This is a genomic window from Pseudonocardia sp. GCM10023141 (genome assembly GCF_042653605.1).
Map to the genome: position 1 here is coordinate 86,999 of NZ_JBHSIR010000022.1, position 26,279 is coordinate 113,277.

Consider the following 26,279-nt stretch of genomic DNA (forward strand, 5'->3'; position numbering starts at 1 on the left):
CGACTCAGCCGTCGAACTTCGTGAGCGACGACGTGAACGACCGCGGCGCCGACGGCACCCCGGCCAGCGCCTCGTGCAGCTCGTCGACCGTCCAGCGCTCGCCGCGCTCGAACACCTCGGTCTCGGTCCAGCCCTGCTCGAGCCCGACGCGGCCACCACCGACGCCGAACACCTGCCCCGACGCGTGGCACTCCGCGGTGGCCAGCCACGCCACCAGCGGCGAGACGTTCTCCGGCGCCCACACGTCGAACCCCTCGCCCACCTGCTTGATCAGCTCGCCGATCCCCGGCGTCTGCTCGGTCAGCCGCGTGCGCGCGATCGGCGCGATCGCGTTGACCCGCACGCCGTAGCGGTGAAGCTCCTGCGCCGCCACGATCGTCATCGCCGCGATCCCCGCCTTCGCCGCGGCGTAGTTGAGCTGACCGGGATTGCCGCGCAGCCCCGAACCGGACGATGTGTTGATCACCGACGCGTGCACGGCACGGCCCGCCTTCGTCTCGGCCCGCCAGTGGTTCGCGGCGTGGCGCAGCGGGCAGAAGTGGCCCTTCAGGTGGACGTCGACCACACCGTCCCAGTCCTGCTCGGTCATGTTGACCACCGTGCGGTCACGCAGGATGCCGGCGTTGTTGACCAGCACGTCCAGGCCGCCGAACTCGTCGAGCGCGAGCTGCACCATGTCGCCCGCGGTGTTCCAGTCCGACACGCTCCCGATGTGGGCCACCGCTCGGCCACCCGCCGCGGTGATCTGCGCGACCACCTCGTGAGCCGGGTTGCTGCCGTCGTCACCGCGCCCGTCGGGCCCGGCCCCGTTGTCGTTGACGACCACGGCGGCCCCCAGCTCGGCGAACAGCAGGGCGTGGGCCCGGCCCAGGCCCCGACCGGCACCGGTGATGATCGCCGTTCTCCCGTGCAGTGTGGGCATGCGTTCACTCCTGTGTGAAATCCACCAGTCGCACAACGACAACGACGTTAGCCAGGGCCTCTGATAGCGTCAACAGCCGTTAACTCAGCGAGGAGTGGCGTGACCCTGTCCCGAGCCGAGCGCAGCGACGCCCGTCGCGCCGACATCGTCGCCGCCGCGGCCCGACTGTTCCGCAGGCGCGGCTTCGCCGGTGTCGGCATCGACGACATCGGCGCGGCCGTCGGCATCACCGGCCCCGGCGTCTACCGCCACTTCACCGGGAAGCAGGCCGTGCTGGCCGCCATCGTCAACGGCTGGCTCGACCAGGTCGACCAGCAGCGCGAGCTGCTCGGGGAGCCGCTCCGCAGCTCCGCACGCCGCGGCCCCCTGCTGCAGGCGACCATCACCGCGGGCCTGCACGACCCGGACGCGCTGGTCGTCGCCCTGCGCCAGACCCGCCACCTCGAACCCGCCGCACGGGCTCGGGTGGCGGCCTGCCGGGCCGAGCTGACCCGGTCGTGGGAGACGTTCCTGCCGGCCGCTGCTACGGGCGGGTTCCCCACCGCTCCCCTGCTCCTGCAGGCGTGCGGTGGCGTGGTCATCGGCGCCGCCTTCAGCCCGCCGACCCCGACCACACCGCGCGCCGAGCTCGCCGAGCGGCTCGTCGAGGCGGTCCTGCACACCGTGCTGCCGCCGTCGGCGGCCGCGGCGACGCCCGACCCGGAGCCGCCTCGCGTGCGCCTGCAGCACGCGTCGCGCCGCGAGGCGGTGCTGGCCGCGGCCTCCGAGCTGTTCCGCCGGCGCGGCTACGCCGCCGTCAGCCTGCGCGACATCGGCACCGAGGTCGGCATCACGGCGTCGGCGGTCAACCGGCACTTCGCGAGCAAGGACGAGCTGCTGGCGGCGATGTCGCTGCGCGCATCGGAGCAGATCGCCGCCGGCATCGCCGCCGCGCTCGCGGGGGCGCACGACGCCGCCGCGGCCGTCGAACAGATCATCGGCGGCTACGTCCGCATCGCGATCGAGCACCGCGACCTGATCGTCATCAACACCACCGAGGTCGCCTTCCTCGCCGCGGAGCACCAGGAGCGCCGCCGCCGCAACCAGCGCTCCTACGTCGCCGAGCTGCGCCACGTGCTGCTGGCGGCACACCCCCGGATGCCGCCGGACGAGGCGACGCTGCGCACCCGCGCCGCGTTCGCACTCGTCAACGAGGTGATCACCAGCAACGGCCTCGCGCGGCGTCCCCACCTGGACACCGAGCTCACCAGCGTGGCCACGGCGGTACTGGCACCCGGCGCGGCATTGCCCTCGAGTTAACGCGTACGTACCTTCGAGACACCCGAGCGAGCCGGAGGCGGCATGACATCGGCAGTGGCCACTGAAGTCCACAGCGACGGCCCCACCCGGGTCGGCATCATCGCGAGCGGCGTCCACATCCCGTACTGGCGGCTCCGGCGCGCCACGGTCGACGCGGCCTACGGGCGCCCGGCGGGCCGGGGCAGTCGCGCGGTCGCCGGACCTGACGAGGACACCACCACCATGGCCGTGGAGGCGGCGCGCCGGGCCGTGCGGGCCACCGGGGCCGACCCGGCGATCGGGGCCGTGCTGCTGGCCACCAGCACCCCGGCCTATGTCGACAAGACCAACGCCACCGCGGTGCACGCGGCGCTGCTGCTGCCACCGGACGTGCACGCCGCCGACGTCGGTGGGGCCGTGCGATCCGGGGTCGCCGCGCTGCTCGCGGGCCTCTACCGGCCCGGGCGCACGCTCGTCGCGCTCGCGGACGTGCGCACCGGGGCGGGCAGCGGCGCCGACGAGATCGGCAGCGGCGACGCGGCGGCAGCGCTCGTCGTCGGATCGGCCGAGCCCGGCGCGCTGCGCGCGGAGTTCCTCGGATCCGGCGCGGCCAGCGCGGAGTTCCTCGACCGCTGGCGCTCCCCCGGCGAGCCGTGGTCGAGCTCGTGGGAGGAGCGTTTCGGTGAACGGGAGTACACCCGGCTGGCCGCACTCTCGCTCGAGGGTGCGCTGAAGTCCACCGGCCTCGCCGCCGGCGACATCGGCCGGATCGCCATCACCGGTCTCGCGCCGCGCGCCGCGAAGGGGTTCCTCGCTCGCAGCGGCGTGGCCACCGAGGCGGTGCTGCCGGACGTCAGCGGCGTCATCGGCTACACCGGCACCGCGCACGCCGGCATCGCGCTCGCCGCGCTGCTCGACGCCGCCGAGCCCGGCCAGGTGCTGGCGCTGACCGTCCTCGCCGACGGCGCCGACACGCTGCTGTTCCGGGCCACCGAGAACGTCCGGGTCCCCGACACGCTCGCTGCGCAGATCGCGCGCGGCACCGGCGACGTCTCCTACGTCGACTTCCTGAGCTGGCGCGGGCTGCTCACCCGCCAGCAGCCGCGCCGGCCCGCACCCGATCGGGCCGCGGCCCCGCCGTCGCTGCGCCGGGCCGACTGGAAGTTCGCGTTCGTGGGCAGCCGCTGCACCGAGTGCGACACGCGCCACCTCCCGCCGCAACGGGTCTGCCTGCGCTGCGGCGCCACCGATCGGATGGTCGCGCAGCCGCTGGCCGACGCGCTGGGCACAGTGGCCACCTACACCGTCGATCACCTGGCGTTCTCCCTGGCACCGCCGGTGGTGGCCGCCGTCATCGACTTCGACGGGGGCGGGCGCTACTCCTGCGAGCTCACCGACCTCGGCGCGGTCGAGCCCGCTGTCGGCAGCCGCGTCGAGATGACCTTCCGCCGGATCTCCAGCGCCGACGGCGTCCACAACTACTTCTGGAAGGCCCGCCCGGCGAGCAGCGAGGGAGAACGATGAGTTCACACGGCATCAAGGACCGCGTCGCGATCGTCGGGATGGGGTGCACCCGGTTCGGCGAGCGCTGGGAGCTCTCCACCGCCGACATGCTCGTGGAGGCGGCATCGGCCGCCTACGCCTCGGCGGGTGTCGCCAAGGACGACGTCGACGCGTACTGGCTCGGCACGCTGGGCTCCGGCTCGTCGGGGATGCTCCTGTCCTCGGCGCTCAAGCTCGACTACAAGCCGGTCACGCGTGTCGAGAACTTCTGCGCCACGGGCTCGGAGGCCTTCCGCAACGCCTGCTACGCCGTGGCGTCGGGTGCCTACGACGTGGCGATGGCCATCGGTGTCGAGAAGCTGAAGGACTCCGGGTACTCGGGACTCGTCGGTGCCGCACCGCCGTCCGACGGCACCGGCGGCACGCTCAGCGCGCCCGCCCGGTTCTCGATGCTCGCCCCCGCCTACGCGGCGAAGTACGACGTCGCGCGGGCCGACGTCAAGAGGGCCATGACGCGCGTGGCCTACAAGAACCACTTCAACGGGGCCCGCAACGAGCGCGCCCAGTTCCAGGCCGAGGTGCCGGAGGAGAGGATCGCCAACGCCACGCCGGTGGCCGGTGACCTGGGCATCTTCGACTGCTCCGGGGTCAGCGACGGCGCCGCGGCCGCGATCATCGTCCGCGCCGAGGACGCCCACCACTACACCGACGACCCGCTGTACGTGAAGGCGCTGGCGTTCGCCGCCGGCCCCGGCAGCGGCCCGATCGACCCGCACTACGACTACACCACCTTCGAGGAGGTGGTGCGCTCCTCGCGCGACGCGTACGCGCAGGCCGGCATCACCTCCCCCGCCGACGAGCTGATGATGGCCGAGGTGCACGACTGCTTCACCCCCACCGAGCTGGTGCTCATGGAGGACCTCGGGTTCTCCGCGCGCGGCACGGCCTGCCGCGACACGATGGACGGCCGCTTCGCGCTCGACGGCGCGCTGCCCGTCAACCCCGACGGCGGGCTCAAGAGCTTCGGCCACCCGATCGGCGCGTCCGGACTGCGGATGCTGTTCGAGTGCTGGCTGCAGCTGCGCGGTGAGGCTCCCGCGGGGCGCCGCATCGCCGAGCGCGGCAAGCGCTACGGGCTCACCCACAACCTGGGCGGCGCACCGGGTGAGTGCGTCTCGTTCGTCTCCGTCGTGGGCGCCGAGCGTGGCTGAGGCCGGCGTCCGGTGCGGACCCGTCGAGCGGTCCTACCCGGTGGTACGGGAGCGCGCCGCGCGGCTGGCCTCGGCGATGGCGGAGCTGGGCGTCCAGCCCGGTGACCGGGTGGCGCTGGTGCTGCGCAACGACGTCACGTTCGTCGAGGCGACGATCGCGGCCGGGCTGCTCGGCGTCGTCCCGGTACCGGTGAACTGGCACTGGAAGGGCGCCGAGCTGCGCCACCTGCTCACCGACAGCGCGGCCACGCTGGTGCTCGCGCACTCGCACCTGCTGTCGGTGGTCGAGGACGCGCTGGCCGGACCGGACGTGGCGCCGTCGGTTCCGGTGATCGAGGTGGCCGTGCCGGACGGGCTCGTCGCCGGGTACGGGCTGTCGGGGCCGGTCGCGCTCTCGGGGCGCCACCCCGACCTCGAGCGGCTGGTCGGCGAGCACCCGCCGTGGGAGGGCGACCCTGCGGCCAGGCCGGCGGCGATGATCTACACCTCGGGCACCACCGGCACCCCCAAGGGGGTGGAGCGCGAGCTGTCCACGCCGGAGCAGACCGCGGCAGGCGGTCGGGGCCTGTTCCAGATCTTCGGGATCGAGGCCGACCACCGGGTACTGCTGCCCGCGCCGCTCTACCACACCGCACCCAACACCCACTCCGCCGTCGCAGCGGCCGCCGGGCTGGACCTGACGATCATGGCTCGGTTCGATCCAGAGGAGTTCCTGCGGCTCGTCGAGGAGCAGCGGATCAACTCGACGCAGATGGTGCCGACCATGTTCGTCCGGCTGCTGCGGCTGCCGCCCGAGGTGCGCGGCCGCTACGACCTGTCGTCGCTGCGGGCGATCGTCCACGCCGCGGCGCCGTGCCCGGTCGACGTCAAGCACGCGATCATCGACTGGTTCGGCCCGATCGTGCGGGAGTACTACGGCGGCACGGAGAGCGGCGCCGTCGTGGCGTGTGACGCGCAGCAGTGGCTCGACCACCCCGGCACGGTCGGCACGGCCGTCGCCGACGCCGAGATCCGGATCTACGACGACGATGGCGCCGTGCTGCCCGCCGGCACCACCGGCCACGTCTACGCCCGGCCGCCGTCGTTCTGGCCGAACTTCACCTACCGCGGCGACCCGGCCAAGCGCGCCGCGGTCGAGCGCGCAGGCGGGTTCATCACCGTCGGCGACGTCGGGCACCTCGACGCCGACGGCTACCTGTACCTCAGCGACCGCGCATCCGACATGGTGATCTCCGGCGGCGTCAACATCTACCCGGCCGAGATCGAGGCGTGCCTGCTGAGCCTGCCCGGCGTCCGCGACGCCGCGGTGTTCGGCATCCCCGACGCCGAGTTCGGGGAGTCGCTGGCCGCGCACGTCGACGTCGACCCGGCGGCGGGGCTCACACCCGACGACGTGCGCACCCACATCCGGGAGAACCTGGCGAGCTACAAGGTGCCCCGTATCGTCGAGTTCGACGCGAACCTGCCGCGGGAGGACAGCGGCAAGCTCTTCAAACGGAAGCTGAAGGAGCGCTACGCCCGTTGACCAGCACGACATGAACGCACTGAAGCAGGCCAACGATGTGCTCGCCTTCCTGCTCGAGCTGGCCGCGCTGGCCACGCTCGCGGTGTGGGGCGCCACGGTCGGGCCCACCCTGGTGCTGCGCATCGTCCTCGGGATCGCCGCGCCCGCGCTGATGATCGCCGTCTGGGCGTACGCGCTCGCACCCACCTCGACCCACCGCCTCGCGATGCCCTGGCTGCTCATCGCCAAGATCGTGGTGTTCGGCCTGGCGGTGGCGGCGCTAGCGGCCGCCGGTCACCCCACCGCGGCCATCGTGTTGGGCGTGCTCGTGGTCGTCAACCTCGGCCTCGCCACCGTCTGGGGGCGCAGCTGAGCCCGCCGCCAGCACCGCGATGATCCGGTCCAGCGCCGCCAGGTCTGCCGCCGGCAACGCGGACAGCGCCGCAGGCGGCGCCTCGAGGATCGCATCGGCGCGCGCGGCCTCGACGGCACCGGCCGGCGTCACGGTGACGATCTTGCTGCGCCGGTCGTCGGGGTGCACGCTGCGCACCACGAGCCCGCGCCGCTCCAGGTCGTCCACCACCAGCGTGGTGTAGGGCTTGTCGGTGGCCAGCTGCTCGGTCAGCTCCCGCATCGTCAACGGGGCGTGCGCCACCCGACGCAGTGCCTTGACCTTGATGAAGCTCATGCCCAGCGCTGCGCACACCTGGTGGCGCCGGTCGTAGCGCTCGAACACCAGCGTGCGCATGCCGAGCCAGGCCCGCGCCGCGGCACCGTCGGTCATCGCGCGGCCGCCACCGGGCGGGGCGCCTCGGCCTCGAAGAGCTCGGCCGCGGTGTCGGCCGTCCGCCGCGCCCACGCTCCGGTCGAGACGAACCCGACCGCGAGCACCACCACACCGCAGCCCGCCATGATCCACCACCCGACGTGGCTGGCCTCGGTGAACCCGACGCCGAGCGCGCCCGTCGCACCGCCCGTCACCACTGCGCCTGTCACCACCGCGCCCAGTACCGCGACGCCCAGCGCGCCTCCCACCTGCCGGCTGGTGGAGGCGACCGCAGCCGCCACCCCGGCCTGCGCCCGCGGCATCCCCGACACCGCGGCGTTGGTGATGGGCGCGTTGAGCAGACCGAACCCGACGCCGAACATCGCGAACGCGGCGATGATCACGCCGATCGGGGTGTCCACCCGCAACGTGGTGAGCACGAGCGCGCTCGCGATGAGGAACACGCCTGCCACCACCAGCGGCAGGCGGGCGCCCCGTGCCGCCACGATGCGCCCCGCGATCGGGGCGAGCACCGCCGTCATCCCCGCCATCGGCAGCGTCAGCAGCCCGGCGTGCAGCGCCGAGAAGCCCCGGACGTCCTGGAGGTAGAGCGCGGTGAGGAACATGAAACCACCCATGGCCGCGAAGCCGGCCACCGCCATCACCGTGGCTCCGGCGAACGGGATGCTGCGGAAGAACCTCAGGTCCAGCAGCGGGTCGGTGCGCCGCGGCTCGTAGCGCACGAGACCCACGAGCGCGGCGGCGGCCAGCACGAAGCTGCCGACGATGAGCGGGGAGCCCCAGCCGGCCTCGGCACCCTCGATGATGCCGAACGTCACGCTGGCGAGCAGCACGATCACGAGCAGCTGCCCGACGGGGTCGAGCCGGCGGGCCCGCGGCGCGCGCGACTCGGGCACGAACAGCGCGGCGAGCACGACGGCGGCCACCCCGAACGGCACGTTGATCCAGAAGATCGACCGCCAGCCGACGGAGTCGACCAGCGCACCGCCGACCAGCGGACCCAAGGCCATGCTCAGCCCGATGACGCCGCCCCAGACGCCGATCGCCTTGGCCCGGTCGCGCGGATCGGTGAACGTGTTGGTGATGATCGACATGGCCACCGGGTTCAGCATCGACCCGCCGACGGCCTGCACCATGCGGAACACCACGAGCAGCCCGACGTTCGGGGCGACGCTGCACAGCAGCGACCCCATCGTGAACAGGACCAGCCCGGTCTGGAACGTCCGTCGCCGCCCGATGCGGTCGCCGGTGGAGCCCGCCAGCATCAGCAGGCTGGCCAGCACGAGCGTGTAGGCATCGATGGTCCACTGCAGCTGCGACACCGAGGCGCCGAACTCGGTGCGGATCGAGGGCAGGGCGAGGTTCACGATCGTGCTGTCGAGGCCGACGATGAACAGGCTCATGCAGCAGATGGCGAGCACCAGTTGCTTGCGTCGCCTGGAGAGTTCCGGCACCCGATCCCCCGATAGTTGTACGCCTATAACCGTTACGACATTACAACCACCTGACCGCTCGCACACACCGAAGTGCGCCCGCACACACCTCCCACGGTGTGTGCGGGCACGCCCCGGTGTGTGCGAGCGACCCGCCCTGCGCCGTCGCGATGCGGGAGACCAACCTGCGGGTGCGGGCGTCGGCCCGGGAAACGTCCAGCGGGGTGACATCGCTGACGCCGATCGTCAGTGATGTCACCCCGCTGGAGAGACCGTGGAGCCCGATCAGTGCTCGACGGCTCCCTCGGAGCCGACGCCGGTGAGCGCCCGCACCTCCATCTCCGCGTACTTGTTCGCGTCCGCCTTCTCCTTGCTCAGCACCGTGCCCAGGTAGCCGAGCAGGAACGAGAGCGGGATCGAGACGAGGCCGGGGTTGTCGAGCGGGAACCAGTGGAAGTCCACGCCCTGCAGCATCGACGGGCTCTTGCCCGTCGTCGCGTCCACGGCCTTGCCCGACACCACCGGCGAGAAGATGATCAGCACGATCGTGATCACGAGGCCGCCGTAGATGCTCCACAGCGCGCCGGAGGTGTTGAACCGCTTCCAGAACAGCGAGTACAGGATGGTCGGCAGGTTCGCCGACGCCGCCACCGCGAACGCCAGCGCCACGAGGAACGCGACGTTCTGGCCGTTGGCCAGCACCCCGCCGAAGATCGCCACGATGCCGATCACCACGGCGGTGATCCGGGCGACCTTGACCTCCTCGTCCTTGCCGCTGACCTTGCCCTTCTTGATCACGTTGGCGTAGATGTCGTGGGCGAACGACGCCGACGCCGTGATCGTCAACCCGGCCACCACCGCGAGGATCGTCGCGAAGGCGACCGCGGCGATGATGCCCAGCAGCACGGTGCCACCGAGCGCGTAGGCGAGCAGCGGCGCCGCCGAGTTGGCGCCACCGGGTGCCTTCGCGATCGCCGTCGGGCCCACCAGCGCGCCGGCGCCGTAGCCGAGCACGAGCGTGAACAGGTAGAACAGCCCGATCAGCCAGATCGCCCACACCACGGAACGGCGGGCCTCCTTGGCCGTCGGCACCGTGTAGAAGCGCATCAGGATGTGCGGCAGGCCGGCCGTGCCGAGCACGAGCGCCAGCCCCAGCGAGATGAAGTCCAGCTTCGACGTGCCGGTCTTGCCGTACTGCTTGCCCGGGTTGAGCAGCGCCGCACCGGCGTCGCCCGCCTTGCTCACGGCGTCACCGAGCAGCGCCGACAGGTTGAACCCGTGCAGCCCCAGCACCCACAGCGTCATGACGCCGGCGCCGATGATCAGCAGTGCCGCCTTGATGATCTGCACCCACGTCGTGCCGCGCATGCCGCCGATGAGCACGTAGGCGATCATCAGGACGCCGACGATCGCGATCACGAACGCCTGCGTCGTCTTGTCGGTGACGTTGAGCAGCAACGCGATCAGGCCGCCCGCGCCCGCCATCTGGGCCAGCAGGTAGAAGAACGACACCACCAGCGTCGAGGTCGCGGCTGCGGCGCGGACGGGTCGCTGCCGCATCCGGAACGCCAGCACGTCGCCCATCGTGAACTTGCCGGTGTTGCGCAGCAGCTCCGCCACCAGCAGCAGCGCGACGAGCCACGCGACGAGGAAGCCGACGGAGTACAGGAAGCCGTCGTAGCCGTTCAGCGCGATCGCGCCCGCGATGCCGAGGAACGACGCGGCCGACAGGTAGTCGCCGGAGATCGCGATGCCGTTCTGCGGTCCGGTGAACGCGCTGCCCGCGGTGTAGAAGTCCGACGCGCCCGAGCGGGCCTTGCGGCTCACCCGCACCACGATCACCAGCGTGATCACGACGAAGATCGCGAAGATCCCGATGTTGAGCAGCGGCTCGCTGCCCGCCACCCCCTGCGCGAGGACCCTCATGCCTTGTCACCCTTCACGATGTCGACGCCCTCCAGCTCGCCACGCAGCTTCTCGGCCAGCGGGTCGTACCGCTTGGCCGCGAACCGCACGTACCAGGCGGTGATCGCGAACGTCGACACGAACTGGAGCAGCCCGAAGACGAGGCCCACGTTGATGTTGCCGAAAAGCTTGATCGACATGAACGGCGCGGCGTAGCTGGCCAGCAGCACGTAGAGCAGGTACCAGGCCAGGAACAGGCCCGTCAGTGGGAAGACGAAGGTGCGCAGCCTGCGTCGGAGGTCCTGGAACTCCGGCGACGACTGCACCGTTGTCCAGTCGCGTACGTCCTCAGGCGGCGACGACTCGGTCGTACTCATGGCGGTGTCTCCTTCCGACTCCTCGTAGAGCCGGAGCACAGGAAAACCGGGTGCCGCCCCGGGCGAAAGTGGCGCACGACACGTCGCCGGGCGGCGCGACGAACGGCTGACGAACGGTCGGATCTCACGACGAGCGGTCACGCGGTCACGGTGCGTCAGAGCGGGGTGACTTCCGGGCCGTCATCGGCCACATGGAGTATCGGGGCGAGGGCTCAGGGTGCCGTTCGCCGCGCGTCGTCACGGGTCTCGTCGAGGTGCAACCGGTACATCGCGGCGGGCGCCCAGGCGGGGGGACGGCCCCGCAACGACACGAGCACCATCGTCGCGAACGCCAGCGGCACCGTCCAGAGTGCGGGCTGGCCGAGCAGGATCGACGCGAGCCCCGACGGCGACCCGAGGAACAGGTCCACCCCGATCCCGCCCGCCGAGCCCGCGAGCCCGGCCACGATCCCGGCGACGGCGCCGCGCGCGGTGAGCCGCGACCACCAGATCCCGAGCACCAGCAACGGGCAGAACGTGGACGCGGCCACCGCGAACGCCGACGTGACGAGCACGCCGACGTCCAGGTGCACGGCGGGCAGTGCCAGCAGCACCCCGACCGCGGCCGCACCGAGCGTGGTGAACCGCAGGCGGCGCACGGTGGTGCCGGGCAGCAGGTCGTGCGACACGGCACCCGACAGGGCCAGCACGAGCCCGAGCGAGGTGGCGAGGAAGGCAGCGAAGGCACCCGCGGAGAGCAGTGCGGTGAAGAACGTGCCGGCCCAGCCGCTGTCGACGCGGGCGGGCAGTTCCACCACCACCGTGTCGGTGCCGCCGGAGAGGAACAGCTCCGGCGCCAGCACCGTGCCGATCAGCCCGTACACGGCTGGGAACAGGTAGAAGACGCTGAGCAGGCCCACGGTGATCGCCGCGGTGCGCCGCGCCCCACGGCCGTCGGCGCTCGTGTGGAACCGGACGATGATGTGCGGCAGCCCCATCGTGCCCAGCACCGTCGCCACCAGCACCGACAGCGTCATGAGCACCGGGTGGCCGGCCTGGCCGGGATCCAGCAGCGGGCGCGCCCAGCCGGGGCCGCCGGGTGCGGGAGCACCCGCGACGTCCGGGACGTCCGCGCCGTCGGCGAAGACCCACCTGCTGCCGGCGACGGCCGTGTACCGGCCGGGTGCGAGCGTCTCCACGGGGCCACCGCCCCGCTCGACGAGCGTCTTCTCGGTGATCGTCAGCTCCGTGTCGAGCCGGAAGTCGACGGGCGTGGCGTGGTCGAACCGCGTGAACTCGACGGGTGCGAGCGCCTTGGCGCGCGTCGCGTCGCCGACCTGCAGCACGAGCCAGATCGCCGGCACGATGAACAGCAGCATCTTGAGGCCGAACTGGAACGCCTGCACGTAGGTGGCCGCGCGCATGCCGCCCAGCGCGAGCGTGACGCTCACGGCGACGCCGGCCACGACCACGCCCACCCAGTAGGGCGTGCCGCTGACCACGGTCAGCACCATCCCGGCCGCCTTGAACTGCGGCACCAGGTACAGCAGCGCGATCACCAGCACCACCACCGCCGAGAGCTTGCGCAGCAGCGGCGAGCCCAGCCGGGCCTCGGCGAAGTCGGGCACGGTCAGCGCCCCGGTGCGGCGCATCGGGGCGGCGACGAGCGCGAGCATCACGATGTAGCCGGCGGCGAACCCGACCGGGTACCACAGCGCCCCGATCCCGTCCTTCGCGACGAGCCCGGCGACCCCGAGGAACGACGCCGCCGAGAGGTACTCCCCCGCCACCGCCGCCGCGTTGAGCGACGGCGAGATCCGCCGCGAGGCCACCAGGAAGTCCGACGTGCTGCGGATGGCCGCCACGCCACGCGCGCCGATGAGCAGCGCCGCGCCGACGACCAGGATGATCGCGCCGACGATCACCGCGGCAGCCCCGACCGGCTCGAAGGCGCCGGCGACTCGCCCCGCTCGGCCTGCTCGGCCCGGCGCAGGTGCCACCCGGCGAGCAGCACCAACACGACGTAGGGCAGCACCGCCACGGCCAGCCAGGACACGGGGACACCCGCGAGCCGCACCCCGTCGAGCTCGGGGAGCAGCCACAGCAGCACCGGCAGCCCGATGATCAGCACCGCCAGCAGGCCGACCGTCCACACGGCACGGCGCAGCTGCACCCGGTGGATGCGCCGGGCCCGTTCCAGGTCGGCCGGGGCGAGGTGGGGCGGCTCGGCCCGCACCGTGCGCCTGCGGGCGAGCGCCAGCCGGGTCTGCGGGCTGGCCACCGCCACCCTGCGATGCCGACTCATGTCTGCGTGCCTCCGTCCCGAACAGCGTGACGGTAGGTCACCCGGGTATGGCGATCAAGACGGCGAGAGTGTACATGTTTGTACATGCCTGAACAGGTACGGCACGGCAAGCGCGCTCAGCTCGTCGAAGACCTCACCGAGCGCATCCACTCCGGCGGGCTCGCCCGCGGCGACCGGCTGCCCGGGGAGAACCAGCTCGCCGAGACCTACAGCGTCAGCCGCGGCACCGTGCGCAGCGCGCTCTCGGAGCTGCAGCGCCGCAAGCTGATCACCACGGAGTCCGGGATCGGCTCCTTCGTCACGTTCGACGGGGTCCCGCTCGACCAGGACATCGGCTGGGCCCGCGCGCTGGCCGGCACCGACGTCACCGTCGAGCTGCTGGGGATCGAGCGCGGCGCCACCGCCGAGCTCGCGCGGCGCTGGGGAGCGCTCGTCACCGTGCGCCGGCTGCGCCGCACGTCCGACGGTCGGCCGGTGTCGCTCGAGGCCGCCACGGTGCCCGCGACGGGCGCACTCGCCGACCTGCCCGACCGCGGCCTCCTCGACGGCTCGCTGACCGCCACCCTGCGCGCCGCCGGGCTCGTGGGCCGGGCGGGCGAGCAGTGGATCGCGGGCGAGCCGCTCGACGCCGCCGCGGCGGCGCTGCTGGAGCGCCCGGCCGGTGAGCTGTTCCTGCGCTCCACCCGCACCACGCTCACGTCCGGCGGCGGCCTCGTCGAGCACGTCGTGAGCCTGCTGGACCCGTTGCGGTTCCAGTTCCACCTGACGTTCGGAGGCGCGACCCATGGCTGAGGGATCCGGGAGCGAGCGCGACCGGGCGATCGGTGCGCTCGCCGGGTTGGCGCTCGGCGACGCGCTGGGCATGCCGACCCAGTCGATGTCGCGCGCCGCGATCGCCGTGCGCTACGGGCGCGTCACCACCCTGCGCGCCGGGGCGCCCGACCAGCCGATCGCACCGGGCCTGCCGGCCGGGACCGTCACCGACGACACCGAGCAGGCACTGCTGCTCGCGCACCTGCTCATCGACGGCAAGGGCGTGGTCGACGCGCCGGCGTTCGCGGCCGCGCTCGACGCGTGGGAGCAGGACATGATCCGCCGCGGCTCCCAGGACCTGCTCGGACCGTCGACGAAGCGGGCGATCCAGCGGCTGCACGACGGCGAGTCGCCCGCCGAGTCGGGCCGCGACGGCACCACCAACGGCGCGGCGATGCGCGTGGCCCCGGTCGGGATCGCCTTCCCCGCAACGGATCCGGCCGCGTTGCTCGACGCTGTGGTCGCCGCGAGCCGGGTCACGCACAACACGGGCCTGGGCATCGCGGGCGCGGCCGCCGTCGCCGCGGCGGTGTCGGCCGGCATCGACGGGGCCGCGCTGCCCGACGCGCTCGACGCCGCCGAGCAGGCTGCCGAGCAGGGGGCGCAGCGCGGGCACTGGGTGGCGGGCGGGGACATCGCCGCGCGGATCCGCTGGGCCCGGCGCTGGGTGCGCGGGATGGGACCCGCGGCGCTGGCCGACGCGGTCGCCGACGTCATCGGCACCTCGGTGGCGTCGCAGGAGTCGGTGGTGGCGGCGTTCGCGATCGCCGAAGCCATGGGGGACGACCCGCTCGGCGCGCTCACGCTCGCGGCGGGGATCGGGGGTGACACCGACACGGTGGCCGCGATGTGCGGCGCCGTGCTCGGGGCCCAGCACGGGGTCGGCGGGCTGCCCGCCGACCAGCTCGGGATCGTCCGCCGGGTCAACCGGCTCGACCTGGAGCCCGTCGTCGACGGGCTGCTCGCCCTCAGGAGTCCCGCGCTGAGGAGTCAGACCCTGAGGAGTCGCACATGACCACCACGACCGACACCGCTGCGCCTGCCGCGCTGGAGACGCGCGGCATCGAACCCGTCCCCGCCGACGAGCGCCACGGCCATCCCGCGCAGCTGTTCTGGGTGTGGTGCGCGGCCAACATCAGCATCCTCGGGCTGCCGCTGGGCGCCACGCTCGTGGCCGTCTACGGGCTCACGGTCTGGCAGGCGGTGATCGTCGCGGCGATCGGGTCCGTCGGGTCGTTCGCGATCGTCGGCGCGATCTCGATCGCGGGCCGCCGCGGCGGCGCCCCCGGCCTCACGCTCTCCCGCGCGGTCTTCGGCGCCCGCGGCAACCTCGGCCCGACCGCCGTGTCGCTGGTGTCGCGGCTGGGCTGGGAGACGGTCAACACGACGACGGCGGCGTTCGCGCTGCTCTCGTTGCTCGCGATCGTGTTCGGCACCAGCTCCACCGCGAAGGAGCACCCGGTGCTCACGGTGGTGTGCATCGCCGTCTTCGAGCTGCTGACGGTGCTGGTGGCCGGGCTGGGCCACGCGGTGCTCGTGGCCGTGCAGCGCTGGGCGACGTGGATCTTCGGAGCGCTCAACATCGTGGTCGGCGGCTTCCTCGTGGCCACCATCGACTGGAGCGCGGTCGCCGCGGCCACCCCGGCCCCCGTGGGTGCGATGATCGCCGGGGTCGGCGTGATCGCCGCGGGCACCGGTATCGGCTGGGCCAACGCGTCGGCCGACATCGCCCGCTACCAGGCTCCCGCCGTGCGGGCGGGTGCGCTCGTCCTCTCGGCGGCCGCGGGTGCCGGCATCCCGCTGGTGCTGCTGATCTCGCTGGGCAGCATGCTCGCCGCAGGCGACCCGACGCTGGCCGCGGCGGGCGACCCGGTGGCCGCCATCCGCGCGATGCTGCCGCCATGGATGGCGGTGCCCTACCTGCTCGCCGCGTTCGGCGGCCTGCTGCTGTCCAACCACCTGTCGGTGTACTCCGCCGGGCTCACCACGCTGACGCTCGGCATCCGGGTGCGACGCGTCTACGCGGTGGTCGTCGACGTCGTCGTCACGTTCGTCGGGGCGCTGCTGTTCATGCTCGTCGCCGACGGCTTCTACGGCCCCTTCATCGCGTTCGTCAGCCTGCTCGCGGTGCCGATCACGGCCTGGGTCGGCGTGTTCGCCGTCGACATGCTGCACCGCCGGACGTACGACCCCGTCGCGCTGATGGACACGAGCCGCACCAGCGCCTACTGGTACCGCGGCGGCATCGAGCCGCGCGCCGTCGGGTCGTGGGCGGTCGCGATCATCGTCGGCTACCTGTTCGTCGGGCCGCTGTCGAACACCTGGGTCGCCACCAGCGGCCTGGGCTGGGTGGTCACGTTCATCGTCGCCGCCGGGGGCTACGCCGCCATGGGCGGGGCGCGGCGGTGAGCGGCGCGCTCGTCCACACCGGACAGGTCGTGCTGGACCTCGTGTTGCGCGTGCGCGGGCTCCCGCCGGTCGGCGGCGACGTGTTCGCGTCGCGTTCGCAGTTGCTGCCCGGCGGCGGGTTCAACGTGATGGCCGCGGCCACGCGGGCCGGGGCCCGGGTCGTCTACGCGGGCGGGCACGGTGTGGGCCACTTCGGTGACGTCGCGCGCGCCGCACTGGCCGCCGAGGGCATCGCGGTGGCCGCGCCGGTGACACTCGGGATCGACACCGGGATCTGCGTCGTGATGGTGGACGACACCGGCGAGCGGACGTTCGTCACGGGCAGCGGCGCGGAGGAGACCACCGACGCCGCCGTGCTCGCGGACGTCGCGATGGGCCCGGCCGACGTGGTGTACGTGACCGGCTACAGCCTGCTGGACGCGAAGGCCGAGATCCTGTTGGAGCGCCTGGAGAAGGTCACCGACGCCACGGTGCTGGTCGACCCCGGCCCGCTCGCGGCCGAGATCGACCCCGGCACCTGGACGCGGCTGCGCGCCATCACCACGGTCCTGAGCTGCAACGCCCGCGAGGCCCGGCTGCTGACCGGCGCCACCGACCTGCGGGTGGCCGCCGCCGCGCTGGCCACGACCCTGCCGGCCGGGGCCACGGTGATCGTGCGTGACGGGCCGGCCGGCTGCCTGCTCACCCGCGACGGCACGACGGTCACCGTGCCCGGGTTCGCGGTGACGGCCGTCGACACCAACGGTGCCGGCGACGCGCACTGCGGGGTGCTGGCCGCGGAGCTGCTGCGGGGAGTGCCGCTTGCGGAGGCGGCGCTGCGGGCGAACGCCGCCGCCGCCATCGCCGTGACGCGGGAGGGCCCGGCAACGGCCCCGACCCGCGCCGAGGTCGACGCGCTGCTACAGCGGTAGCGCTCGCACACACCGCGGTGCCACCGCACACACCGTGCACGGTGTGTGCGGTGCTGCGAAGGTGTGTGCGAGCCCCTACTCCCCCAGCTCCGTGTCGCTGATCCAGTTCCCGTGGAACCCGAACGGGACCCGGCGCGGCAGGTGCACCCGCGCGATCGGGGCCGCGGCGAGATCACCCGCGTCGAGCACCACCAGCTCCCCGCGGTCGGTGGTGGCGTCGTGCACCACCGAGAGGATCCAGCCGTCGTCCTCGGCCGTCGCTCCGGGCCGGGGCACGAACGCCGGTTCCATCGTCACGCGGCCGGTGCCGTAGTGGTGGGTCGTGGCCTCGCCGGTGGTCGTGTCGACCTTCACCAGCGGGCCGGTCTCGAAGCCGCCGTCGCGGAACCGGTCGACGTCGTCGGACAGCAGCAGCCCGCCCGCGCCGACACCGGCGAACCAGCCGTAGCGGTGCGGGCGGCCGGTCAGGGCCGGGTCGACACGCGGGAACTCGACGCTGTGGTCGTTCATGATCTGCTCGGTGACGGTGCCGCGGGCCGGGTCGATCGTCCACCGCGCCAGCGCGGGCAGGGCGTCGGCGGGCGCGCGCAGCTCGTCGCGGAACACCGTGTCGTGGCGGACGACGTCCATCGTGATCGAGCCGTCGGCGTTGTCGAACGCGTTGAGCACGTGGAACACGTAGCAGCGCGGGGCGTCGAACCAGCGCACCTGCTCCGCGCTCCCACCGCGGGGCAGCACCCCGACCCGGGAGGGGTGGTTGTCGTTCCAGCGCAACGGGAAGCGGTCGACGCTCTGGTGCGCGGCCTTGCCGGCGCGCAGCGCCACCTCCATCGACAGCGTCACCGGCAGGTCCAGCACCACGACGCGGGTCTCGGTCAGCGCCATGTCGTGCACCATCGGCCCGTCGGCCACCGGGATGTCGGCGCTGTGCGTGCCCTGCCCGGCGGCGTCGAGCACGACGTAGCGCAGGTGCGGTGAACCCGCCCGGTAGGTGACGGCGTGCAGCTCACCGCTGGCGGCGTCGATCTTGGGGTGGGCGGTGAACCCGCTGCGCAGCGCGCCGTCGCCGTCCCAGGTCGCCATCCGGTCGAGCTCGGGCGCGATCGTGACGGGCAGCCCACCCGCCTCGACGAGCGCGAGGATCCGGCCGCCGTGGGCCAGCACGTTGGTGTTGGGCGTCTCGCCGGCGTCGCCACGGACGAACCGGTTGCGGTACCACTCCGCCCGCCCGTCGCGCAGGCGCACGCCGTGGACCATGCCCTCGCCGAGGAACCAGTGGTAGTCCGCGCCAACGGGTCCCATCGGGTTCGGGCCGATGCGCAGGTAGCGGCCGTTCAGCTCGCGGGGCACCTGCCCGGTCACCGGGAGGTCGGCGGTGCTGACCTCGTCGGGGACGGGCGCGAAGTTGCCCTCGAGGTAGGGGTTGCGGGTGGTCGTCGCGGTCACGGCCGCTCCAATCGTCAGGATCAACGGTGCAGGCTGTACCGTCAGCGTCCTCGCGCCGTCGGCGAAGGCGCAACGGCGGGATCCGGACCGTCCAGATCGGGAGATGAGATGGCGACGCTCTCCGCCAGTGCCTACGTCGTGCTCGGCCTGCTCCGCGAGTGGGGGCCGGCCACCCCGTACGCGCTCGACCGGACGATCCGGCAGAGCATCGGGCACTTCTGGGTGTTCCCCCGCTCGCAGCTCTACGCGGAGGCCGCCCGGCTGGTGCGGTTGGGGCTCGTCGCCGAGGAGCAGGAGGACAGCGGACGCCGCAGGCGCCTGCTGTCACTCACCCCCGCCGGCGCCGCGGAGTTCGGGACCTGGCTGGCCACCCCAACCCAGGAGCCCACCGAGATCCGCGACGCCGGCCTGCTGCGCCTGTTCTTCCACGCCCCGGGCAGCGCGGACGCGGATGCGGTGCTGGCCCTCGCGCAGGAACAGGGGAAAGCCCATCGCCGCAAGCTCGCCGAGTACGACAGGATCGCAGCGGCCGCCCACATGTCGGCCGACACCCCGCAGGCGGCAGCCCTGGAGCTGGGCCTGCGGTTCGAACGCATGGCCATCGCGTACTGGGACGAGATCACCGCAGGCGGCAGCCGCGCGGTCACGTCGAGCTGGGCCGGCGGCGACAGCGGAGCCTGATGCCGGCCTACCCCGTCTACCTGCTGATCCGCGGGGTCGCCGCCTTCGCGATGGCCACGGCCGGCACGCTCAACCTTGTCTACCAGATCCAGACGATCGGGCTGGGACCGCTCGAGCTGGTGCTGGTCGGCACGGTCCTGGAGATCACCTGCTTCGTCGCGCAGATCCCGACCGGGGTGATCGCCGACCTCTACAGCAGGCGACTCTCGGTGATCATCGGCTACCTGCTGATCGGCATCGGTTTCGCGCTGGAGGGGCTGGTGCCGGCGTTCGTCGCGGTGCTCATCGGCAACGTGATCTGGGGCATCGGCGCCACCTGCGTCGACGGCGCCGAGGAGGCGTGGATCACCGACGAGGCCGGCGAGGAGCGGGCCGGGCGGACGTTCACCCGTGGCTCGCAGGTGGCCCAGATCGCCACGGTGCTCGGGATCGGCGCGAGCGTCGCGCTCGCGAGCGTGCGGCTGAACCTGCCGGTCGTGATCGGCGCGGCCGGCTGGATCGTGCTCGGGCTCGCGCTGATCGTGATCATGCCGGAGCGCCACTTCCACCGCGCACCCGCCGACGAGCGCGGGTCCTTCCGCAGCATGCGCACCCAGGTCGCCACCGGCGGCGGGGTGGTGCGCTCCAGCCCCGTGCTGCTGTGCCTGCTGGGGGCCGTGTTCTTCGTCGGGCTCAGCAGCGAGACCCGCGACCGCCTCACCCATGCCCACTTCCTGGCCGACCTCACCTTCCCCACGATCGGCACGCCGGTGCTGTGGTTCGGCGCGATGAGCGTGGCCGCGATGCTCTGCTCGATCGTCCTCACCGAGGTGGTGCGGCGCCGCTCGCAGAGCCTGCGCGCCGATCGGGTCGGCAGGCTGCTGGTGGCGTTCGGGATCATCAGCACGCTCGCCGCGGGGGCCTTCGCGCTCGCGGGCGAGTTCTGGACGGCCGTGGCCGCGTCCCTGATCGGGGCGCTGGTGCGCGGCTCGGCCGAGCCGCTGCAGTCCACGTGGATCGCCGAACGCAGCGACTCCCGCTCACGGGCCACGGTGTTCTCGCTGGTCGGCCAGGTCGACGCCGCCGGGCAGATCGTCGGTGGGCCACCGATCGGCCTGCTCGGCGAGCGGGCCGGGATCCGCGCCGCGCTGCTGGCGGCGGCGCTGCTCGTCGCCCCGGCCGTCGGGCTCTACGCCCGTGCGCAGCGGCTGCAGTCCCGATCACGCAGCTGAGCTCAGCGCCGCCCGTTGCCCCGGTCGAACTCGCCGCGCGTCGCCGCGTCGAGCAGCCGTTCCCGCAGTTCCCGGGCGTGGCGACGGCTGACGGGGACGTCGCCGACGTCGGTGTGCGCGAGCAGCCCACCCGTCACGTCGGAGCGCAGCTCCCGCACCGCCGGCACCGCCAGCAGGTAGCTGCGATGCACCCGGACGAACCCGGCGTGGGTCCAGTGCTCCTCCAGGCGCGAGATCGGGATGCGCACCAGGTGGGCGCCCGAGGGTGCATGCAGCCGCACGTAGTCGCCCTGCGCCTCGGCGAACCGGACGTCGTCGCGCCGCACGTAGCGGGTGCGCCCGGCCAGCTCGACGGGCACCGCGGCCAGCGCGTCGACGAGCGCCGGCTCGGGCGCCGCGCCGTCGGCGGCACCGAGGAACCGGCGGACGCGATCGAGCGCGCCGCGCAGCCGCTCGCTGCCCACGGGCTTGAGCAGGTAGTCGACGGCCCCGATGCCGTACGCCGACGCCGCGTGCTCCTCGTAGGCCGTGACGAACACGATCACCGGCGGGTCGGTCATGCGGCCCAGCAGCGCGGCCAGCTCCATCCCGTCCATCTCCGGCATCGAGATGTCGAGGAACACCGCGTCGAAGTGCCGTGCCTGCAGCAGCCGCAGCGCGGTGAGCGGATCGCCCGCGGTGGCGACGTCGGACACGCCCGGTGACTCCAGCAGCATGCGGTGCAGCTCGTCGAGCGCGGGCGCGACGTCGTCGACCGCGAGCACCTGCAACCCCTTGCCGGCTGTCCCCGTCACGGTGCCGCCACCACACCCGGCTGGAACCGCGGCACCCGCAGCACGACCCGCGTCCCGGCGCCGTCGGCCGTCTCGATCACGAGGCCGTAGCCGGGTCCGAAGACGGTGCGCAGCCTGCGGTCGACGTTGACGAGCCCGAGGCTGCCCGGGCGGCCCCGCCCGGCGAGCACGTCGGCGGCGTAGGACGGGTCCATGCCCGGACCGTCGTCCTCGACCGTGATCACGCACTCGCTCCCGTCCGCCTCGCCACTGACCTGCACCAGCCCGCTCGAGCCCGGCAGCTCGACGCCGTGGCGCACCGCATTCTCGACGATCGGCTGCAGCGCGAGGAACGGCAGGGCGACGGGGAGGATCTCCGGTGCGATGCGCACCTGCACCCGCAGCCGCTCGCCGAGCACCGCGCGGGCGAGCGTCAGGTAGGCCTCGATGGCCCGGAACTCCCCCGCGACCGTGGTGTAGTCGCCGTGGCGGGCCAGGCTGTGACGGGTGTACTCGGCGAAGTCGAGCATGAGGTCGCGGGCCCGCTCGGGGTCCGAGCGCACGAACGACGCGATGGCCGTGAGGCTGTTGTAGACGAAGTGCGGGGAGATCTCGGCGCGCAGCGCCCGCAGCTCGGCGGCCTCGGCGACGTCGGCGGAGGCCTCCAGGCGCGCCCGGTCGAGCGCGTCGCCCACCAGCACAGCGGCCTCGCGGCCGGCGCCCCCGCTCACCTCACCCTCGACGACGAGCACACCGGCGAGCTCGTCGCGCGCGTGCACCGGCCAGGCGACCAGCGGCCCGCGCGCGGCACGCGCATCGGTGCGCAGCACCTGACCGCACAGCTCCACGGCGAGCGCGGGATCCGTGGCCTGTCCCGACCACACCACGTCGCCGTCCAGCCCGGCCAGCCCGACGGCACCGGCCGAGAGCAGCCTGCGCAGCCCGCGCACGGCGGTGTGGACACCGGGCCCGTCGAGCCCCGGCGCGACGTCGGCGGCGACGCGGCGCCCGGCGGCGAGCACCGTCATCGGGTCCGGGCCACCACCGCGTGCCGGGCGGGCAGCGCGACGCCACCAACCGGCTCGTTGCGGCCGGTCGGACTCGGGTGCTGCGGGCATGACGGCCTCCGTCGCGACAGGCGTGACGGTAGGTCAACCCGACCGGGCGTGCCAGCAGGGGGCCCGCCCGCTACCGCGGCGCGAACGAGGGCAGCCCGCCACCCAGGCCGTCGAGCGCGGCACCGATGTTGCGCAGCTGCAGGTACCCGTAGACGACCAGGACGATGAACAGGAGGCTCGCCAGCGAGGTCAGGATGTAGGTGATGACGCGCAGCGCCGCCATCCCGCTGCCGTCGCGGGGCACCCGCACGACCTGCGGTTGCGGCGGCCGCTGCTGCTGCTGGGGCGGTGGGCCGTAACCGGGATTGCCGTACGGATTCGTCATCGATGCTCCAAGCAGGTGGCCGGATCCGATTCCTCTCTGATCACTCGGCGGCCGATTGCCCGGTGTTACGACGGGTGGGCTACCGCGCCAGCGCCTCGGCCAGCGCCTTCTCGAAGATGCCGATGCCCTGGTCGAGCAGCTCCTCGGAGATCACCAGTGACGGCAGGAAGCGGAAGACGTTGCCGTAGCTGCCGCACGTCAGCGTCAGGAGCCCGGCGCGGTGGCACGCGGCGTTGACCGCGGCCGTGACCGCCGGGTCCGGCGTCTTCGCCACGGGGTCGGAGACGATCTCGACGGCCTGCATCAGCCCGCGGCCCCGGATGTCGCCGATCACCTCGTAGCGCTCGGCCAGCGCCTGCAGCCGCGACGTCAGCAGCTCACCCAGGCGGGCGGCGCGGTCGGTCAGATCGTCGACCCGCATCGTCTCGATGGCACCGAGCGCCGCCGCACACGCCACGGGGTTGCCGCCGTAGGTGCCGCCGAGGCCGCCGGGGTGAACGGCGTCCATCAGGTCGGCGCGCCCGGTGACCCCCGCCAGCGGGAGCCCGCCCGCGATGGCCTTGCCGGTGGTGATCAGGTCGGGCACGACACCCTCGAACTCGCTGGCGAACCAGTTGCCGGTGCGGCAGAACCCGGTCTGGATCTCGTCGGCGATGAACACGATGCCGTTGTCGGTGCACCACTGCGCGACCCGGGCCATGAAACCCGGCGCCGAGACGATGAACCCGCCCTCGCCCTGGATCGGCTCCAGGATCACCGCGGCGGTGTTCTGCTCCCCCACCTGCGTGTGCACCTGCGACACGAACGCGTCGAAGGCCTCGTCCGCGCAGGCTGCCGCGCCCGTCGGCCAGCGGTAGGGGTAGGCCATCGGCGCCCGGTAGATCTCGCCTGCGAACGGCGCGAAGCCCGACTTGTAGGGCATCGACTTCGCGGTCAGGGCCATCGTCAGGTTGGTGCGGCCGTGGTAGGCGTGGTCGAACGCGACGACGGCCTGGCGGCCGGTGGCGTACCGCGCGATCTTGACGGCGTTCTCGACGGCCTCCGCGCCGGAGTTGAACAGCGCCGAGCGCTTCTCGTGCGTGCCCGGCGTCAGCTCGTTGAGCAGCTCGCACACCTCGACGTAGGGCTCGTAGGCGGTGACCATGAAACAGGTGTGCGTGAAGCGCGCCACCTGCTCCTGCACCCGCGCGACCACCCGCGGATCGCTGTTGCCGACACTGGTCACAGCGATGCCCGACGCGAAGTCGATGAGCTGGTTGCCGTCGACGTCGCGCAGGATCCCGCCCGAGGCCTCGTCGATGAACACCGGCAGGCCGGTGCCGACGGCGTGGCTCACCGCGCGCAACCGGCGCTCCTGCAGGGCCTGCGAGCCGGGGCCCGGGACGGCGGTGACGAGCTGGGCGTTCTGCGCGACCATCGATGGGCTCCCGGGAGATCGGTGCGGTTGAGCCGAACCTAGGGCCACCGGCGCCTGCGTGGGCCTGCCGGTTCGTCCAACCCGGCGGCCCGCCTTGGACGTTCCGTCAGCTGGCCCCGCCGATCCGTTCGGTCACGGCCCGGGCGGTGCGGGCGACCTCGGCCGCCGCCGGGGCCGCGACCTCGGACGGGAACGTCACGGCGATGCTGGCCACGGGGTGGCGGGCCCGGTCGAGCACCGCCACCGCGATCGACGCGAACCCCGGCGTCACCTCGCCGTCCTCCTCGGCGTACCCGCGGCGGCGGGTCTCGACGAGCAGCCTGCGCAGCGCCGAGAGCGAGCGCGGGCCGCTGTCGTGGCGGGTGACGAACGTGGCGGCGTCCGGGAACAGTGCCGCCACCTGCGCGGCGGGCAGCGCGGCGAGCATCGCGCGGCCGCTCGCGGTGAGCTGCGCCGGCAGCCGGACGTCGACGTCGGTCACCAGCGGTGGGCGGCCGGGGGCCCGCTCCTCGATCACGTAGATCACCTCGCGGCCGTGCAGCACCGCCATGTGGGCCGTGTGCCCGGTGCGGTCCACCAGCCGGGCGAGCGGCACCCGCGCGAGCCGGGTGAGCGGAGCCTGCCGCAGGTAGCCGCTGCCCAGCTCGTAGGCGGCCAGGCCGAGGCTGAAGCGGCGCTCGTCGACGAGGTGCACCACGAACCCGCCGTCGGCGAGCGTCGTGAGCAGCTGGTAGGTGGTGGAGCGCGGGAGCGCGAGGTCGCGGGCGACCGCCGCGGCGGCCACCGGACCGGCCTGGCGCCCCAGATAGCTCAACACGGCCAGCACCTGCTGTGCTGCCGGCACCTTCGGAGCGCGCATCAGGGTGAGCCTACTGCTCCTCGCCGCCAACTGTCCGGGATACCGGACGGTCTTCGGTCTCCAACCGTGGTGCCCGGCGGCCGTCGCGTTGTGCGATGGGTTGATGCATTCCGTCACGGTCGGCACCGGCCCCCTGTCCCCCGACGAGATCATGACCGTGGCGCGGGGCGGTGCCGGCGTGACGCTGTCCGCCGACGCGCTGCACGAGATCGAGTCCACCCGCAAGGTGATCGAGGCGCTCGCCGACGACGTGGTGCCCCACTACGGCGTCTCCACCGGGTTCGGGGCGCTGGCCACCCGCCACATCCCGGTCGAGCGCCGCGCCGACCTGCAGCGCAGCCTCGTCCGCTCGCACGCGGCGGGCTCGGGCCCCGAGGTGGAGCGCGAGGTCGTGCGCGCGCTGATGCTGCTGCGCCTCTCCACACTCGCCACCGGCCGCACCGGCGTCCGGCCGGGCACCGCCCGGGTCTACGCCGCCATGCTCACCGCCGGCATCACCCCCGTCGTGCGCGAGTACGGGTCGCTGGGCTGCTCGGGCGACCTGGCGCCGCTCGCGCACTGCGCGCTCGCCGCGATGGGCGAGGGCGAGGTCCGCGGCGCCGACGGATCCCTCCAGCCGGCAGCCGCCGCGCTCGCCGCGGCCGGGATCGAGCCGGTCACGCTCGCCGAGAAGGAGGGCCTCGCGCTGATCAACGGCACCGACGGCATGCTCGGCATGCTCGTGCTCGCCTGCGCCGACCTGCGCATGCTGCTCGTGACGGCCGACATCACGGCCGCGATGAGCGTCGAGGGGCTGCTGGGCACCGACGCCGTGTTCGCCGCCGACCTGCAGCGCCTGCGCCCTCATCCCGGGCAGGCCGCGAGCGCCGCGAACCTGCGCGCCCTGCTCGCCGACTCCGCGATCATGGCCAGCCACCGCACCCCCGACTGCACCCGCGTGCAGGACGCCTACTCGCTGCGCTGCGCCCCGCAGGTGCACGGCGCCGCCCGCGACACGCTGGCCCATGCGCTGACGGTGGCCGAGCGCGAGCTCGCCGCCGCCGTCGACAACCCGGTGGTCACGCTCGACGGGCGGGTGGAGAGCAACGGCAACTTCCACGGTGCCCCGGTCG

At 73.2% G+C, this 26,279-nt stretch carries 25 protein-coding genes; 12 read left to right on the plus strand and 13 right to left on the minus strand.

Going from position 1 to position 26,279, the window contains the following annotated elements; genetic code table 11:
• Positions 1-4: 4 nt before the first annotated feature.
• On the minus strand, positions 5-922 hold the full coding sequence (locus ACFPFQ_RS11740; protein WP_379617787.1) for an SDR family oxidoreductase: 918 nt from the start codon (positions 920-922) through the stop codon (positions 5-7).
• Positions 923-1,021: 99 nt separating this feature from the next.
• On the opposite strand from ACFPFQ_RS11740, the gene ACFPFQ_RS11745 reads away from it, so the two are divergent.
• From ACFPFQ_RS11745 to ACFPFQ_RS11765, 5 genes are read left to right on the plus strand one after another with little or no spacing between them, the layout of a single operon-like run.
• Positions 1,022-2,221 (plus strand): TetR/AcrR family transcriptional regulator, encoded by a 1,200-nt coding sequence (locus tag ACFPFQ_RS11745; RefSeq protein ID WP_379617789.1) that lies wholly within the window; start codon positions 1,022-1,024, stop codon positions 2,219-2,221.
• A 42-nt stretch (positions 2,222-2,263) separates the two neighbouring features.
• Positions 2,264-3,724 carry an OB-fold domain-containing protein gene (locus tag ACFPFQ_RS11750; protein ID WP_379617791.1) on the plus strand — a complete coding sequence of 487 codons (1,461 nt, stop codon included), beginning with the start codon at positions 2,264-2,266 and terminating at the stop codon, positions 3,722-3,724.
• The gene (locus ACFPFQ_RS11755) at positions 3,721-4,914 is read left to right on the plus strand and encodes an acetyl-CoA acetyltransferase (RefSeq protein WP_379617792.1); all 1,194 of its coding nucleotides are present in this window, start codon (positions 3,721-3,723) and stop codon (positions 4,912-4,914) included. The genes ACFPFQ_RS11750 and ACFPFQ_RS11755 overlap by 4 nt, the downstream gene beginning before the upstream one ends.
• On the plus strand, positions 4,907-6,439 hold the full coding sequence (locus ACFPFQ_RS11760) for an AMP-binding protein (protein WP_379617794.1): 1,533 nt from the start codon (positions 4,907-4,909) through the stop codon (positions 6,437-6,439). The genes ACFPFQ_RS11755 and ACFPFQ_RS11760 overlap by 8 nt, the downstream gene beginning before the upstream one ends.
• Before the next feature lie 10 nt (positions 6,440-6,449).
• Positions 6,450-6,791, plus strand: a complete 342-nt coding sequence (locus ACFPFQ_RS11765; protein ID WP_379617796.1) for a YrdB family protein — start codon at positions 6,450-6,452, stop codon at positions 6,789-6,791.
• Here the strand turns inward: ACFPFQ_RS11765 and ACFPFQ_RS11770 are convergent.
• The 6 genes from ACFPFQ_RS11770 to ACFPFQ_RS11795 form a co-directional block, all read right to left on the minus strand.
• Positions 6,699-7,202, minus strand: a complete 504-nt coding sequence (locus tag ACFPFQ_RS11770) for a MarR family winged helix-turn-helix transcriptional regulator (protein ID WP_379617798.1) — start codon at positions 7,200-7,202, stop codon at positions 6,699-6,701. The two genes, ACFPFQ_RS11765 and ACFPFQ_RS11770, sit on opposite strands and share 93 nt — an antisense overlap.
• The gene (locus ACFPFQ_RS11775) at positions 7,199-8,659 is read right to left on the minus strand and encodes a DHA2 family efflux MFS transporter permease subunit (RefSeq protein WP_379617800.1); all 1,461 of its coding nucleotides are present in this window, start codon (positions 8,657-8,659) and stop codon (positions 7,199-7,201) included. Before ACFPFQ_RS11775 ends, ACFPFQ_RS11770 begins: the two co-directional genes overlap by 4 nt.
• A gap of 264 nt (positions 8,660-8,923) precedes the next feature.
• Positions 8,924-10,564, minus strand: coding sequence for a cation acetate symporter (locus tag ACFPFQ_RS11780; protein WP_379617802.1), 1,641 nt, complete (start codon positions 10,562-10,564; stop codon positions 8,924-8,926).
• On the minus strand, positions 10,561-10,920 hold the full coding sequence (locus tag ACFPFQ_RS11785) for a DUF485 domain-containing protein (RefSeq protein ID WP_379617804.1): 360 nt from the start codon (positions 10,918-10,920) through the stop codon (positions 10,561-10,563). The genes ACFPFQ_RS11780 and ACFPFQ_RS11785 overlap by 4 nt, the downstream gene beginning before the upstream one ends.
• A 212-nt stretch (positions 10,921-11,132) precedes the next feature.
• Positions 11,133-12,821: a cation acetate symporter gene (locus tag ACFPFQ_RS11790; RefSeq protein ID WP_379617846.1), complete on the minus strand. Its 1,689-nt coding sequence runs from the start codon at positions 12,819-12,821 to the stop codon at positions 11,133-11,135.
• On the minus strand, positions 12,821-13,204 hold the full coding sequence (locus ACFPFQ_RS11795) for a hypothetical protein (protein WP_379617806.1): 384 nt from the start codon (positions 13,202-13,204) through the stop codon (positions 12,821-12,823). The genes ACFPFQ_RS11790 and ACFPFQ_RS11795 overlap by 1 nt, the downstream gene beginning before the upstream one ends.
• Positions 13,205-13,288: 84 nt before the next feature.
• Here ACFPFQ_RS11795 and ACFPFQ_RS11800 point away from each other — a divergent pair, with 84 nt between their 5' ends.
• Genes ACFPFQ_RS11800 through ACFPFQ_RS11815 form a run of 4 tightly spaced genes read left to right on the plus strand, consistent with a single transcriptional unit; the run spans position 13,289 to position 17,337 of the window.
• The gene (locus ACFPFQ_RS11800) at positions 13,289-13,996 is read left to right on the plus strand and encodes a GntR family transcriptional regulator (RefSeq protein WP_379617808.1); all 708 of its coding nucleotides are present in this window, start codon (positions 13,289-13,291) and stop codon (positions 13,994-13,996) included.
• On the plus strand, positions 13,989-15,032 hold the full coding sequence (locus ACFPFQ_RS11805; RefSeq protein WP_379617810.1) for an ADP-ribosylglycohydrolase family protein: 1,044 nt from the start codon (positions 13,989-13,991) through the stop codon (positions 15,030-15,032). Before ACFPFQ_RS11800 ends, ACFPFQ_RS11805 begins: the two co-directional genes overlap by 8 nt.
• Complete coding sequence (locus ACFPFQ_RS11810; protein ID WP_379617811.1) at positions 15,029-16,426, plus strand: purine-cytosine permease family protein; 1,398 nt, start codon at positions 15,029-15,031, stop codon at positions 16,424-16,426. Before ACFPFQ_RS11805 ends, ACFPFQ_RS11810 begins: the two co-directional genes overlap by 4 nt.
• On the plus strand, positions 16,423-17,337 hold the full coding sequence (locus tag ACFPFQ_RS11815) for a PfkB family carbohydrate kinase (protein WP_379617813.1): 915 nt from the start codon (positions 16,423-16,425) through the stop codon (positions 17,335-17,337). The genes ACFPFQ_RS11810 and ACFPFQ_RS11815 overlap by 4 nt, the downstream gene beginning before the upstream one ends.
• Positions 17,338-17,412: 75 nt before the next feature.
• Here the strand turns inward: ACFPFQ_RS11815 and ACFPFQ_RS11820 are convergent, their stop codons facing one another.
• Positions 17,413-18,783 (minus strand): carotenoid oxygenase family protein, encoded by a 1,371-nt coding sequence (locus ACFPFQ_RS11820; RefSeq protein ID WP_379617815.1) that lies wholly within the window; start codon positions 18,781-18,783, stop codon positions 17,413-17,415.
• A gap of 108 nt (positions 18,784-18,891) precedes the next feature.
• Here ACFPFQ_RS11820 and ACFPFQ_RS11825 point away from each other — a divergent pair, with 108 nt between their 5' ends.
• Together ACFPFQ_RS11825 and ACFPFQ_RS11830 are read left to right on the plus strand one after the other, a co-directional pair.
• Positions 18,892-19,464, plus strand: coding sequence for a helix-turn-helix transcriptional regulator (locus ACFPFQ_RS11825; RefSeq protein ID WP_379617817.1), 573 nt, complete (start codon positions 18,892-18,894; stop codon positions 19,462-19,464).
• A complete protein-coding gene (locus tag ACFPFQ_RS11830) occupies positions 19,464-20,675 on the plus strand; it encodes an MFS transporter (protein ID WP_379617819.1) in 1,212 nt (403 codons plus the stop codon). The genes ACFPFQ_RS11825 and ACFPFQ_RS11830 overlap by 1 nt, the downstream gene beginning before the upstream one ends.
• A gap of 2 nt (positions 20,676-20,677) precedes the next feature.
• Here ACFPFQ_RS11830 and ACFPFQ_RS11835 read toward each other — a convergent pair whose 3' ends face one another.
• The 5 genes from ACFPFQ_RS11835 to ACFPFQ_RS11855 form a co-directional block, all read right to left on the minus strand.
• Positions 20,678-21,469: a LytR/AlgR family response regulator transcription factor gene (locus ACFPFQ_RS11835; protein ID WP_379617821.1), complete on the minus strand. Its 792-nt coding sequence runs from the start codon at positions 21,467-21,469 to the stop codon at positions 20,678-20,680.
• On the minus strand, positions 21,466-22,566 hold the full coding sequence (locus ACFPFQ_RS11840; RefSeq protein ID WP_379617823.1) for a sensor histidine kinase: 1,101 nt from the start codon (positions 22,564-22,566) through the stop codon (positions 21,466-21,468). The genes ACFPFQ_RS11835 and ACFPFQ_RS11840 overlap by 4 nt, the downstream gene beginning before the upstream one ends.
• A 70-nt stretch (positions 22,567-22,636) precedes the next feature.
• On the minus strand, positions 22,637-22,891 hold the full coding sequence (locus tag ACFPFQ_RS11845) for a hypothetical protein (protein ID WP_379617825.1): 255 nt from the start codon (positions 22,889-22,891) through the stop codon (positions 22,637-22,639).
• A gap of 79 nt (positions 22,892-22,970) precedes the next feature.
• Complete coding sequence (gene gabT / locus ACFPFQ_RS11850) at positions 22,971-24,308, minus strand: 4-aminobutyrate--2-oxoglutarate transaminase (RefSeq protein WP_379617827.1); 1,338 nt, start codon at positions 24,306-24,308, stop codon at positions 22,971-22,973.
• A gap of 106 nt (positions 24,309-24,414) precedes the next feature.
• The gene (locus ACFPFQ_RS11855; protein WP_379617829.1) at positions 24,415-25,167 is read right to left on the minus strand and encodes an IclR family transcriptional regulator; all 753 of its coding nucleotides are present in this window, start codon (positions 25,165-25,167) and stop codon (positions 24,415-24,417) included.
• A gap of 103 nt (positions 25,168-25,270) precedes the next feature.
• Between ACFPFQ_RS11855 and ACFPFQ_RS11860 the strand changes: the two genes are divergently transcribed.
• The coding region (locus ACFPFQ_RS11860) for an aromatic amino acid lyase (protein ID WP_379617831.1) at positions 25,271-26,279 on the plus strand (1,009 nt) is incomplete at its 3' end.